This is a genomic window from Streptomyces sp. NPDC014995, from assembly GCF_043080745.1.
GTDB lineage: Bacteria > Actinomycetota > Actinomycetes > Streptomycetales > Streptomycetaceae > Streptomyces.
Window position 1 is genome coordinate 30,333 of record NZ_JBIBVX010000007.1, and the last position, 12,211, is coordinate 42,543.

General features: G+C 71.2%; 11 protein-coding genes and 1 tRNA gene. 8 read left to right on the forward strand and 4 right to left on the reverse strand.

Annotation, left to right across the window (positions count from 1 at the left end):
• Positions 1-98: 98 nt before the first annotated feature.
• The 8 genes from ACF1A1_RS15750 (at position 99) to ACF1A1_RS15785 (ending at position 7,800) form a co-directional block, all read left to right on the forward strand.
• A complete protein-coding gene (locus tag ACF1A1_RS15750) occupies positions 99-1,640 on the forward strand; it encodes an aldehyde dehydrogenase family protein (RefSeq protein ID WP_392000243.1) in 1,542 nt (513 codons plus the stop codon).
• Between the two features lie 381 nt (positions 1,641-2,021).
• Positions 2,022-2,106, forward strand: a tRNA-Leu gene (locus ACF1A1_RS15755).
• Between the two features lie 455 nt (positions 2,107-2,561).
• Positions 2,562-3,734 carry an ATP-binding protein gene (locus ACF1A1_RS15760; RefSeq protein ID WP_392000244.1) on the forward strand — a complete coding sequence of 391 codons (1,173 nt, stop codon included), beginning with the start codon at positions 2,562-2,564 and terminating at the stop codon, positions 3,732-3,734.
• Positions 3,731-4,132 carry a roadblock/LC7 domain-containing protein gene (locus ACF1A1_RS15765; RefSeq protein WP_264925766.1) on the forward strand — a complete coding sequence of 134 codons (402 nt, stop codon included), beginning with the start codon at positions 3,731-3,733 and terminating at the stop codon, positions 4,130-4,132. The genes ACF1A1_RS15760 and ACF1A1_RS15765 overlap by 4 nt, the downstream gene beginning before the upstream one ends.
• A complete protein-coding gene (locus tag ACF1A1_RS15770; RefSeq protein WP_392000245.1) occupies positions 4,129-4,506 on the forward strand; it encodes a DUF742 domain-containing protein in 378 nt (125 codons plus the stop codon). Before ACF1A1_RS15765 ends, ACF1A1_RS15770 begins: the two co-directional genes overlap by 4 nt.
• Complete coding sequence (locus ACF1A1_RS15775; RefSeq protein ID WP_392000247.1) at positions 4,481-5,074, forward strand: ATP/GTP-binding protein; 594 nt, start codon at positions 4,481-4,483, stop codon at positions 5,072-5,074. The genes ACF1A1_RS15770 and ACF1A1_RS15775 overlap by 26 nt, the downstream gene beginning before the upstream one ends.
• Before the next feature lie 8 nt (positions 5,075-5,082).
• Positions 5,083-6,432, forward strand: coding sequence for a cytochrome P450 (locus ACF1A1_RS15780; protein ID WP_392000248.1), 1,350 nt, complete (start codon positions 5,083-5,085; stop codon positions 6,430-6,432).
• Between the two features lie 222 nt (positions 6,433-6,654).
• Positions 6,655-7,800, forward strand: a complete 1,146-nt coding sequence (locus ACF1A1_RS15785; protein WP_392000250.1) for a tryptophan dimethylallyltransferase family protein — start codon at positions 6,655-6,657, stop codon at positions 7,798-7,800.
• A 200-nt stretch (positions 7,801-8,000) separates the two neighbouring features.
• On the opposite strand, the gene ACF1A1_RS15790 is transcribed toward ACF1A1_RS15785, so the two are convergent.
• The 4 genes from ACF1A1_RS15790 to ACF1A1_RS15805 form a co-directional block, all read right to left on the reverse strand.
• The gene (locus ACF1A1_RS15790) at positions 8,001-9,287 is read right to left on the reverse strand and encodes a flavin-containing monooxygenase (RefSeq protein WP_392000252.1); all 1,287 of its coding nucleotides are present in this window, start codon (positions 9,285-9,287) and stop codon (positions 8,001-8,003) included.
• Positions 9,288-9,413: 126 nt separating this feature from the next.
• The gene (locus ACF1A1_RS15795) at positions 9,414-10,124 is read right to left on the reverse strand and encodes a GntR family transcriptional regulator (protein ID WP_392000254.1); all 711 of its coding nucleotides are present in this window, start codon (positions 10,122-10,124) and stop codon (positions 9,414-9,416) included.
• Between the two features lie 128 nt (positions 10,125-10,252).
• Positions 10,253-11,254, reverse strand: a complete 1,002-nt coding sequence (locus tag ACF1A1_RS15800) for a proline racemase family protein (RefSeq protein ID WP_392000256.1) — start codon at positions 11,252-11,254, stop codon at positions 10,253-10,255.
• A 40-nt stretch (positions 11,255-11,294) separates the two neighbouring features.
• Positions 11,295-12,191, reverse strand: coding sequence for a dihydrodipicolinate synthase family protein (locus ACF1A1_RS15805; protein ID WP_392000258.1), 897 nt, complete (start codon positions 12,189-12,191; stop codon positions 11,295-11,297).
• Between the last annotated feature and the right edge of the window lie 20 nt (positions 12,192-12,211).

Consider the following 12,211-nt stretch of genomic DNA (forward strand, 5'->3'; position numbering starts at 1 on the left):
CGGCGCGGGCCACGGGCGAGGGACCCGCACCCCTTGCCCGTGGCCCCCGCAGCCATGCCCAACCGCCCCCGACCGTGCACCGAGAGCGGAGCAACCCCATGGCCACCACCCTCACCCTCAAAGCAGGCACGTCCTGGACCGACGCCTGGCACCGTTGTCTCGCCGCCGCCCCCGAGGCCTTCCGCGACGACCGGGTCCTCAACCTCTGGAACGGCACCTGGCAGGCGGACGGCCGGCCCCTGCCCGCCACCAGCCCGGTCGACGGCGGCCCCGTCGCCGGCCCGCCCCGCCTGGACCGCGCCACCGTCCACCGGGCGGTCCGCGCCTCGCTCGACCAGCACCGCGCCTGGCGGCACCTCCCGCCGGCGGAACGCCGCGCCCGCGTCGCGGCCACCCTCGACGCGCTCACCGCACACCGCGAACTCCTCGCGCTGCTGCTCGTCTGGGAGATCGGCAAGCCCTGGCGGCTCGCGCAGGCCGACGTCGACCGGGCCGTCGACGGGGTGCGCTGGTACGTCGACGGCATCGAGGAGATGGCAGCCGGGCGCGCGCCGCTGGACGGCCCGGTGTCCAACATCGCGAGCTGGAACTACCCGATGAGCGTGCTCGTTCACGCGGTACTGGTCCAAGCCCTGGCGGGCAACGCGGTCATCGCCAAGACCCCGACCGACGGCGGTGTCGCCTGTCTGACCCTGGCCTGTGCGCTCGCCGCACGCGAGGGCGTGCCCGTCACCCTCGTCAGCGGCGGCGGGGGCGAGCTGTCGGACGCGCTGGTGCGGGCACCCGAGATCGGCTGCGTCTCCTTCGTCGGCGGCCGCGACACCGGCGCCGCGGTGGCCACGGCCGTCGCCGACCTCGGCAAGCGGCACATCCTCGAACAGGAAGGACTCAACACCTGGGGCATCTGGAACTACTCCGACTGGGACGCGCTCACGGCGGTCGTCCCCAAGCTGTTCGACTACGGCAAGCAGCGCTGCACGGCGTACCCGCGCTTCGTCGTCCAGCGTGAGCTGTTCGACGCGTTCCTCGCGGCGTACCTCCCGGCGGTGCGCACACTGACGGTCGGACACCCGCTCGCCGTCGAGAAGCGCGACGACCCCTACCCCCGGCTGGACTTCGGGCCGGTCATCAACGCCGCCAAGGCCAAGGAACTGCACGACCAGGTCGCCGAGGCCGTCGACCGGGGCGCCGTCCCGCTGTACCGGGGAAACCCCGCGGACGCCCGCTTCCTGCCCGGCCAGGACACCTCGGCGTACGTCCAGCCGGTCACGCTCCTCAACCCGCCGCCGTCCTCCCCACTGCACCACGCGGAACCGTTCGGCCCGGTCGACACGATCGTCCTCGTCGACACGGAGGCGGAGCTGCTCGCCGCCATGAATGCGTCGAACGGCGCACTCGTCGCCACGCTCTCCACCGACGACCGCGCCACCTACGACCGACTGGCCCCCCACATCCGCGCCTTCAAGGTCGGCCACGGCGCCCCTCGCTCCCGCGGCGACCGCGACGAGCTGTTCGGCGGCTTCGGCGCGTCCTGGCGGGGCGCGTTCGTCGGCGGCGAACTGCTGGTGCGGGCGGTCACCCAGGGCCCGGCGGGGGAGCGGCTGCCCGGGAACTTCCCGGAGTACCAGCTGATGCCCTGACCTCCTCCGGGCGGCGCCGACAGCAGAGGGCGCCGCCCCCAACCCCTCCGGTCGCCTCACCCACCACCCTCCCCTGGGCCGCCTCCGCCCGCCCGGTCCCCCGCCCAGCCGACTCGCCGCCCGCCCCGCCGACCGATCCATATAAGGGGACGCGCCCCCAGGAGCACTGTTCAGGGCCTCGCGCATCCCCGTATGAAGGCGCCCGCCGCGCGATCATGGTGACCGTTCGGTCACTCGCCGTCGTCCGCCCGGAATTCCCCCCGTTCCGGCTCCCGACGGGCGCCCCGCCAGCGGATACGCAGGTGAAACGCACTCCGAAAGCTTGGTATTGTTGTCCATGTCGCCGCGCGGGAGAACACCCCACGTAGCGGCAGACACCTGGTCCGGGTGGCGGAATGGCAGACGCGCTAGCTTGAGGTGCTAGTGCCCTTTATCGGGCGTGGGGGTTCAAGTCCCCCCTCGGACACTTATCACTCTCCGTGCCGAGCGGATTCCACTCGGTGAGCAGTCGCCCCCCTCATGCAGTCGTGCAACCCGTGTCCGGGATCCCGGATGCGGGTTTTGTCGTTTCCTTGCCTTTCGTTGCCCTCGGGTTTCCGGAGAAGGTTCCGTACGTCTCGATTACCTCCCGAATGCGGCGGAAGCACGTTTATCGGTTGTCCCGGAGGCGGGCTGTCGCTCCGCTGTCGACACCCTGTCTGACGAGCCGTCAATGTCGGTCGGAAGCGGTCACGTTGGCTGTCTGCGATCGCATCGTGTGGTGATACGATCACCGCGCTTGTAGAGCGGGCGGATGGGTACAAGACGACATCCCCGACTACGGGGACAGTCCGGGCGGTGACCCCGGTGCGGGCGGTCCGCCGGTCCACCCGCATTGACGGGAATTCAGCAACTGGCCGTCAGTCGCCTGAAGAGAGTCTTATGACTGATTACATACAGAACCCGGTACTCTGGGCTCTCCTCGTCGCCGTACTCGTCGCAGTCGCCATCATTGTTCGTCAACGCAGGGCGACGCGGACGTTAAGGCAGGAGTTCGCAGATCTCCGGGATCGGCATGCCGAGCTGGAGAACGGGTACGCGAAATCCGTCGAGGCAGCTCAGGAAAGAGCCGATGAGGCAACCAAAACGGTCCTGAAGTCCGCCATGCGGACACTTCAGGGTCTTGCTGCGGAGCAGCAGTTGATTGTCTCCCGGCTGCAGAACAAATACGGTGAGTCGGTGATTCTCCAGGATTTGCTGGAGATCGACCACACGAACTCCCAGTTCGGTCGCCGTGCCCAGTCCATCGCCGTGCTCTGCGACGGCTGGTTGGGCCGTCAGCGCGACGTGGCCTCGGTGTACGACGTGGTCCGCAGCGCGCAGGGAAGGATCCGCCATTTCCGGCGGGTGGAAATTCTCTCGCAGGTCGACTTCGGCATCACGAGCCGTGCCGTCGAGCCGGTGGCCCTGGCTCTCGCGGAACTTCTCGACAACGCCACGAGCTATTCCAGCCCGGACACCGTCGTCGAGATCAACATTCGCACCGTGCCCAAGGGTATTTGCATCGTCGTCGACGACGCCGGTGTCGGCATGAACGACGAAGAGCGGGCGCGTGCCGAGAAACTCCTCTCCAGTGAGCGCGTCTCCGGTGTTTCCGGACTCGGCAATCCGCCGCAGTTCGGCTTCGCGGTGATCGGCGTGCTCGCCGAACGCTTCGGCTTCGAGGTGTCCGTCGACTCCACCTCGCCCTACGGCGGTGTGCGGGCGGTCCTCCTCCTGCCGCACGACCTGCTCACCAGCGCGCCCGAGCAGAAAGAGCCGGCGCCGGTCGTTCCCGCCGCCGCCACTCCCGCCCGCAACGGCCCGGAACCCGCGTCGGCCCAGGGCAGCACCACCGCCGACGGCCTGCCCAAGCGGCGCCGCAAGCGGCCGATGGCCATCGTGCCCGGCAGCGCGTCCAACGCCCCCGACCCCGCCCGCTCGGGCGCGGAGCGGGCGTCGATCATGGGCGCCTTCCAGCGCGGCACCCAGTCCGGCCGGGCCACGCACGCGGACCCCGCGGAACAGTCGAGCAGCACACGTGGTGCAAGCAGCGAAGGGCATGAGGTCTCGTGAACGACGATCTGTCATGGATGCTGGACAGCGCCCTGGAGATTCCCGGGGCCCTGCACGCCGTCCTCATCTCCGCGGACGGCCTGTTGATGGCCCGGACGCAGGACTTCGACAAGGACGACGCCGACCGCGTGGCCGCCGCGATGAGCGGCGTGCAGTCGCTCAGCCGCTCCCTCGCCTTCTTCTGTGAGGACGCGCAGCAGCGGTGGCGGCAGACGCTCGTCGAGTTCGACGGGGGCTGGGTCTTCCTGATATCCGCCGGTGAGGGCGCCTACCTCGGCGTCTCCGCCTCCCCGGACGTCGACATGGCGGACATCACCTTCCGTATGCAGCAGCTCGTCGGCCAGCTCGGCAAGGCCCTGACGACGCCGCCGCGCGAGAACCTCGGCGTACGGTCATGACCGGTTTCGACGAACTGGAGCCCCAGACGCCGGAATTAGTGCGTCCGTACGTCATCACCAAAGGGCGCGGACTGCCCGACGAGGAGCAGCTCTCCCTCATCACGCTGGTCACGGCGGCCGCCGACCAGCAGCAGCGGCCCACCCGGCTGTCCCCCGAGGAGCAGAGCCTGCTCGACCTGTGCGCCGCCGGCTACCTCTCGGTCGCCGAGATCGCGGGGCACACCCAACTGCCCCTCGGCGTGGTGAAGATCCTCCTCGCCGCCCTCACCGAGGGCGGCTACCTCATCACCCGCCCACCCGTACAGCGGGCCCCGCTCGCCGACCGGGACATCCTGGAGGAGGTGCTGAATGGTCTCAGGGCCAAGTTTGGATGAGCAGGCGTACGTCCGCGGCGGTGAGACGCAGACGGCCGTGAAGATCCTCGTCGTCGGTCACTTCGCGGTCGGCAAGACCACGTTCATCGGGGCGATCTCCGAGATCGAACCGCTGACCACCGAGGAGACGATGACACGGGCCGCCGAGTCCATCGACGACCTCAAGGGCGTCCAGGGCAAGACCACCACCACGGTCGCCATGGACTTCGGCCGCCTGACCATCAGCGACCGGGTCGTGCTCTACCTGTTCGGAACGCCGGGCCAGCAGCGTTTCGTGCAGATGTGGGAGGACATGGCCCGCGGCGCGCTCGGTGCCCTGGTGCTCGTCGACCCCGAGCGGCTCGCGGACTCCTTCGCCGTGATCGACCTGATCGAGCAGTACGGACTCGACTACGCCATCGCCGTCAACCACTTCGACGGCGCCCCCCTGCGGGACGAGAGGGCGCTGCGCGAGGCACTGGATCTGCTCGACGACACCCCCGTCGTCACCTGCGACGCGCGGGACGAGCAGTCGTCGGCCGAAGCGCTCATCACCCTCGTCCGCCACTTGCAGGACCGTGCCCACTAGGAGCAGACATGGACCAACCCACCGCTCCGGTGCCCCCGCCCGGGTGCCCGGCGCACAACACCGGCGGCAGAGTGCCGCTGTACGGGCCGGAGTTCGCGGCCGACCCGCAGGCGTACTACACCTACCTCCGCCACTTCGGGCCCACCGCGCCCGTCGAACTCGCCCCCGGCGTCGAGGCGACCCTCGTCACCGACTACGCCACCGCGCTCCAACTCCTCCAGGACTCCGGTTCCTTCCGCAAGGACGCGCGCCGCTGGCGTGACTTCAACGAGGGCAGGATCGCCCCGGACAGCCCGGTCGCCCCCGTCCTGTCCTACCGCCCCAACTGCATGTTCAGTGACGGCGCCGAGCACCTGAGGCTGCGTCAGGCCGTCACGGACAGCATGGCCCGCGTCGACTCCAGCAAGGTGAGCCGGAGCACCGAGCAGGTCTCCGACTACCTCATCTCCCAGGTCGGCCCCCGCGGTTCGGCCGACCTGCTCGCCGACTACGCCAAGCAGCTGCCGCTGTTCGTGTTCAACGAACTCTTCGGCTGCCCCGCCGACATCGGCGACCGCGTCGTCTACGGCATCACCGGCATGTTCGACGGCATCAACGCCGAGCGGGCGATGGGGGTGCTGTTCGGGGCCGTCGGCGAGCTGGTGGCGCTCAAGCGGGCCAGGCCCGGCGACGACGTCACCACCTGGATGATGCAGCACCAGGCGGGCCTGACCGACGAGGAGATGGTCCACCAGCTCGCCCTGCTGCTGGTGGGCGGCAACGAGCCGCTGCGCAACCTCATCGGCAACACCCTGCACCGGCTCCTCACCCATGACGCGTACGCCCACCAGGGCGGTCTGATCGACGAGGCGATCGACGACACGCTGTGGGAGAACCCGCCGATGCAGAACCTCGCCCCGCACTATCCGGCGTCCGACATGGAGTTCGCCGGGCAGAAGTTCCAGGCGGGCGACCTGGTGCTGGTCAGCTTCGCGGCCGCCAACACCGGCCCGGCGCTGACGGCCGCGCGCCAGGCGGGCAGCAACCGCGCCCACCTCGCGTGGAGCGCGGGCCCGCACGCCTGCCCGTCCAAGGAGCCCGCCCGGCAGATCACGGTGACCGCCATCGAGAACCTGCTCAACAAGCTCCCCGACGTCGAACTGGCCGTACCCGAGGACAGCCTCACCTGGCGCCCCGGCCCCTTCAACCGGGGTCTCGCCGCCCTGCCCGCCCGCTTCACCCCCGTGGCGGCCGTGCGCCGGCCCGCCGCCCGGGCGAGCGCCGAGGCGGCCGCCCGCCCCGAACCCGCCCAGCAGACGGGGCGCAGGACCGAACGCAACGGTGTCTGGAGCCAGTTCCTCAACTGGCTGACGAGGTGATTCGCACAACATCACCCAACTCTCCACGGTTGTATGAAGTTTCAACCTCGGGGGTAGTGAGTCCTGCGGTAATCCGTGTTGCTCACGAGCCGAAGGAAGTGCCGTGGACCACATATCCACCGACTCTGTCCCCCTACGACACCCCACCGTGGTGAGTCTCCCGATACCCGCCTTTGCAGGCGGGTATCTTCTTGCCCCCTCCCGCCCGTGGCGGGAGGGCCGGTGAGCGCCCGCCGGCTCGACTCCGCGAAGGCTCTGGGTGCCGACACCGTGGGCGGCCGTACGGCGGGCCAGCTGCTGCGACTCTGCGAGGTCGCCGGGCTGGACACCAAGGACTCCGAGGTCTACGCGCGTACCCTGACCGACATGCTCGGAGCCGTCGCCGAGCGGCCGCTGGACCTGCCGCCCGCCTGGCCGACCTTCCTCTCCGACGACCACACGCCGGTGGAGTTCTCGCTCGCCTTCGTACCGGACGCGGCACCGACCCTGCGGGTGCTGCTGGAGCCGGGGTGCGGCGCCGGCGGCCTGGCACGCAACGGGCGCACCGGGCTGCGCGCCGTCCGCAAGGCGGCGCGGCGCTGGGGTTTCAGCACCGACCGCCTCGACGAGCTGGAGGACCTGTTCTTCCCGCCCTCTCCCAAGGGCCCGCTGGCCCTGTGGTGCGCGCTGGAACTCCAGCCCGGCGGCGTCCCCAGGGTCAAGGTGTACCTGAACCCGGCGGCCTCCGGGCAGAAACGTGCCGCCAGGACCGTGGCGAAGGCGCTGCGGCGGCTCGGCCACCGGCAGGCGTTCGAGGCGCTGCCGCCGGGCGACCGTCACCTGTTCTTCGCCCTGGACCTGGGGGACTGGGAGGAGCCCAGGGTGAAGGTGTACCTCGCGCACCACGACCTGTCGGCGGCGGAGGCGGGCGCCCTGTCCCGTATGGAGGGCGGGCCCTCCCCCGCGCAGACGGAGGCGTTCTTCCGTATCGCGGCCGGCGACGACGCCGACGCCGCCGGAGGAGACGACCGGAGACCGGTCCGCCGGCCCGTCCAGTCCTGCCACTCCTTCACCGAGACGTCGACCGGCCTGCCCAGCGGCTTCACCCTCTACGTCCCGGTCCGCGACTACGTCCGGCACGACGGTGAGGCCCTGCACCGCGCCACGGCCCTGCTCGGTCACCACGGACTGGATCCGGCCCCGCTGGTGCGGGCGGTGGCCGCCGTCACCTCGCGGCGACCGGAGGAGGGCGGGGGACTCATCGCCTACCTGGCGCTCGCCCACCAGCAGGGTCACCCGCCCCGGGTGACGACGTACATCTCCTCGGAGTCGTACGCGGTCCGCCCGCCCGTCGGCCTCCTGCCCGCCGAGGCCGCGACCGCGGGGTAACGGCGAAACAGCGGGACCTGTGGGGGGAGCCGTACGCCGATGTCGCCGAACCGCTCCCCTCGATCCACGGCGACGCCTTCGCCCCACGCGCGCCCGGACCGGACCGCCGAGGCGGCGGCACGACCGAGGGGCCGGCCCACGGAGGGAGACCTCCGCGTGTGCCGACCCCGGCGGAACCCCGCCTCAGGCCTGACGCGACGTCACTCCTCCTGGAGCTCCTGAAGATACGGAGCCACGTTCACCTGGATCGAGGCGCTCTCCGCCTGGCCGTACTGGCCCGCGATGCCGCTCAGGTACGCGGCGATCTCCTTGCGCATGACCTCGGGCTCCGGCAGCACCGCCCGGCCCGTGACGATCCTGGCGATCCAGCGGGACTGCGCCTCCACCAGGCGGGTGATGGAGCCGTGCGGACGCACCAGGCCGACGAAGTACAGACCGGGGTGACCGGGCGCGACGACACGCTTGTACAACTCGACCGAGCCCCGCGGTCCGAGCGGGCAGTCCGCGGGCAGGAACGGGAAGGCCATCCGGTACCCGGTGCAGTAGACGATCGCGTCGGCCCGCGCGGACGAGCCGTCGGTGAAGACCACGCGACCGCCGTCGAGGAAGTCGATGGCGGGCTTGGGAACGACCCCGCCGTGGCGGATACGGCTGAGGATCTCGTCCGATATGGTCACGGCCGAGGCGAAGATCGGGTGGTCCGGTTCGGGCAGGCCGTAGTCGGAGAGCTTGCCGCGGGCGACGAGCAGGGCCTGCTCGATGAAACGGCGCTGCTCGTCCAGCGCCATGCTGGTCCACCACGGCGCCTCGGCTACCTCGTCGAGCGGCATGCCGAAGAGCTGCTTGGGCAGGACGTGCAGCCCCCGGCGCACGGACAGCAGGGTCTGCGCGGCGTACCGGGAGAGGTCCGCGGCGATGTCCACGGCCGAGGCGCCGAGCCCCACGACGACGACGTCCTGGCCGGTGTGATCGCTGCCGTCACGGTAGTCGAGGGCATGCAGAATCGTTCCTGTGAACGTTTCGCAGCCGGCGGGCGGCGTCGGCAGGGACGGCTCGGTGTTGTGCCCCGAGGCCACGACCACCTGCGCGAAGCTCCGGGACGTGCGGGCGCCGCCGGCGTCCACGCTGACGACCGTCCAGGAACCGTCGGCCGCCCGCCGCACGGACTCGACGGTCGTCTCCAGTTCGATGTGCTCCAGCACGCCGGCCCACTCGGCGAACGAGCGCAGGTAGGAGGCGACTTGACTGTGCCGGGGGTAGACCGGGTACGAGGCCGGCATCGGGTGGTCGGCGTAACCGGTGAGCCGTTTCGTGGTGTTGAGGTGGAGCGACAGGTAGCCCGGCCCGCGCTCGCCGGCCTGCGGCCGTCGCCAGATCCCGCCGACGTCGGATGCCTTCTCGAGGCAGACGAAGTCAACTCCCGCCGCCTTGAGGGCGTGTGCCGTGGCCAGTCCCGACAGGCCTGCACCGATCAGGCACACACTCACGGTTTCCCCCACAGGAACGACACGACTTTTGCGCACACGCGCAATGCCTGCCCATCCGGCACTCTCCTCACGCCAGCGACAAAGATCACAGAAGCCGCTCTTGTGCCGGGGGACGAGCCGGTGTCCCTACGCCCGTGCGGACGCCCACAGCCCCCGCACGTGCCCCAGGTGCCGGGTCATGACCTCGTGCACGGCCCGCTCGTCGCGGGCCAGCAGCGCGTCCAGGAGTTCCAGGTGTTCCTCGGCGGAGGCCAGCAGACGGCCGGAGGCCGAGAGGGCGGTCAGACCGTAGAGACGGGCCCGGCCGCGCAGGTCGCGGACCACCTCGACGAGGTGGGAGTTCCCGGCGAGGGCGAGCAGACCGAGGTGGAAGCGGGTGTCGGCCTCGACGTAGGCGATGAGGTCGCCCGCCACCGCCGCGGTGACGATCTCGCGGGCCGCCGGGCGCAGCGCCTCCAGCGACACCGGGTCGGCGGCCGTCGCCAGCGCGACCACCGTCGGGATCTCGATCAGCGCGCGGACCTGCGTGTACTCGTCGAGCTGCCGGTCGGAGACCTCGGTGACCCGGAACCCCTTGTTGGGTACCGCGTCGACCAGGCCCTCCTTCGCGAGATCCAGCATCGCCTCGCGCACCGGGGTCGCCGAGACGCCGAAGCGGGCGGCCAGGGCGGGCGCCGAGTACACCTCGCCCGGCCGCAGTTCACCCGCGATCAGCGCGGCCCGCAGGGCGTCGGCGACCCGCTCCCGGTAGCTGCTGCGACGACCGCCGAGCACGGGCAGAGCGGGGGCGGGCACGGCTGCGGCGGTCGAGGGGCTGCTGCTGCGGGGGGCGGCCATGGAGGATCTCCTTGGAGGGGCTGTGCCATGTCACGTGCCACCAGTATCCACGGCCGGCTCCCGCACCTCGGCCCGCCGGGAGGCTTCTGTATGCGATATCCGGCATGTCGTCGACCGGGGGCGTGCCGTCACAGCACGAACCCGGCCGGGAACGGGTCCGTCGGATCCAGCAGGTACTGGGCCGTGCCGGTGATCCAGGCGCGGCCGGTGAAGCTGGGCAGCACCGCGGGCACGCCGGCGACCTCCGTCGTACCGAGCAGCCGGCCGGTGAAACGGGTGCCGATGAAGGACTCGTTCACGAACTCGGTGTGCAGCGGCAGTTCGCCCCGCGCGTGCAGCTGCGCCATGCGCGCGCTGGTGCCCGTACCGCAGGGGGAGCGGTCGAACCAGCCGGGGTGGATGGCCATCGCGTGCCGGGAGTGGCGGGCGGTGGAGCCGGGCGCGTACAGGTGGACGTGGTGGCAGCCCCGGACGGACGGATCCTCCGGATGGACCGGCTCCGCCTCGGCGTTGACGGCCTCCATCAGCGACAGTCCGGCCCGCAGGATGTCGTCCTTGCGGGAACGGTCGAAGGGCAGCCCGAACTGCTCCAGCGGCAGGACGGCGTAGAAGTTCCCGCCGTAGGCGAGGTCGTACGTCACCGTCCGGCCGTCGGGCAGGGTGATCCTGCGGTCCAGGGCGACCGCGAAGGACGGGACGTTGTGCAAGGTCACCGCGGTCGCGGCGCCGTCCCGCACCGCCACCTCGGCGACCACCGGCCCCGCCGGGGTGTCCAGGCGGATGGTCGTGACGGGCTCGACGACCTCGACCATGCCGGTCTCCACGAGCACGGTCGCCACGCCCATCGTGCCGTGCCCGCACATCGGCAGACAGCCGGAGACCTCGATGTAGACGACGCCCCAGTCGCAGTCCGGGCGGGTGGGCGGCTGGAGGATCGCACCGCTCATCGCGGAGTGACCGCGCGGCTCGTTCATCAGCAACCGGCGCAGGTCGTCGAGGTGTTCACGGAAGTACAGCCGCCGCTCGTTCATGGTCGCGCCGGGGATGGTGCCGATCCCACCGGTGATCACCCGGGTGGGCATGCCCTCGGTGTGCGAGTCGACGGCGTGCAGGACGAGTTTGCTGCGCATGGCTTCCCTTTCCCGCGGGTGGCGAGGTTCCGCGCCGGTGTCACGCGAGGCCCGCGGCGACGGCCTTCTCGGTGGCCGCGCGGACGGTCGCCTCCTGCTCCGGCGGCAGCGGTACGCGCGGCGGCCGGCAGCGTCCGCCGTGGCGGCCCACGACGTCCATCGACACCTTGATGGCCTGCACGAACTCCACCCGCGAGTCCCAGCGCAGCAGCGGGTGCAGCTGACGGTACAGGGGCAGCGCGGTGGTGAGGTCCCCGGCGACGGCGGCACGGTACAACTCCACCGAGGCCCGGGGCAGCGCGTTCGGGTAACCGGCCACCCAGCCCTTCGCGCCGGCCACCGCCAGTTCCAGCAGGACGTCGTCGGCACCCACCAGCAGGTCGAGGTCCGGGGCGAGTTCGGCGATCCGGTAGGCGCGGCGGACGTCACCGGAGAACTCCTTGACACCGTGCACGAGACCCTCGCGGTGCAGCAGGGCGAGCAGTTCGGGCACGAGGTCGACCTTGGTGTCGACCGGGTTGTTGTACGCCACGACCGGCAGCCCCGCCTTCGCCACCTCCGCGTAGTGCGCCACGACCGCCCGCTCGTCGGCGCGGTAGGCGTTGGGCGGCAGCAGCATCACCGCCCCGCACCCCGCCTCCCGCGCCTGCTCGGCCCAGCGGCGCGCCTCCGCCGAACCGTACGCGGCGACTCCGGGCATGACCCGCTCCCCGCCGACCGCGGCCACCGCGGTCTCGACGACCCGGGCGCGCTCCTCGGGCGTGAGCACCTGGTACTCGCCGAGCGAGCCGTTCGGGACGACGCCGTCGCAGCCGTTCGCGACGAGCCAGGCGCAGTGGTCGGCGTAGCGGTCGTGGTCGACGCGGAGGTCGTCGTCGAAGGGGAGCGCGGTGGCGACGAGGACGCCGCGCCAGGGGCGGGAGCGGGGAGCGGTCATGGGAGAGAACCTCTCTTCCG

What these genes read in the sequence shown, in the direction of transcription:
- ACF1A1_RS15750 (WP_392000243.1), top strand. Translation starts at nt 99, where the DNA reads ATGGCCACCACCCTCACCCTCAAAGCAGGCACGTCCTGGACCGACGCC.
- ACF1A1_RS15770 (WP_392000245.1), top strand. Translation starts at nt 4,129, where the DNA reads ATGACCGGTTTCGACGAACTGGAGCCCCAGACGCCGGAATTAGTGCGT.
- ACF1A1_RS15800 (WP_392000256.1), bottom strand. Translation starts at nt 11,254, where the DNA reads ATGCGCAGCAAACTCGTCCTGCACGCCGTCGACTCGCACACCGAGGGC.
- ACF1A1_RS15775 (WP_392000247.1), top strand. Translation starts at nt 4,481, where the DNA reads ATGGTCTCAGGGCCAAGTTTGGATGAGCAGGCGTACGTCCGCGGCGGT.
- ACF1A1_RS15780 (WP_392000248.1), top strand. Translation starts at nt 5,083, where the DNA reads ATGGACCAACCCACCGCTCCGGTGCCCCCGCCCGGGTGCCCGGCGCAC.
- ACF1A1_RS15795 (WP_392000254.1), bottom strand. Translation starts at nt 10,124, where the DNA reads ATGGCCGCCCCCCGCAGCAGCAGCCCCTCGACCGCCGCAGCCGTGCCC.
- ACF1A1_RS15805 (WP_392000258.1), bottom strand. Translation starts at nt 12,191, where the DNA reads ATGACCGCTCCCCGCTCCCGCCCCTGGCGCGGCGTCCTCGTCGCCACC.
- ACF1A1_RS15760 (WP_392000244.1), top strand. Translation starts at nt 2,562, where the DNA reads ATGACTGATTACATACAGAACCCGGTACTCTGGGCTCTCCTCGTCGCC.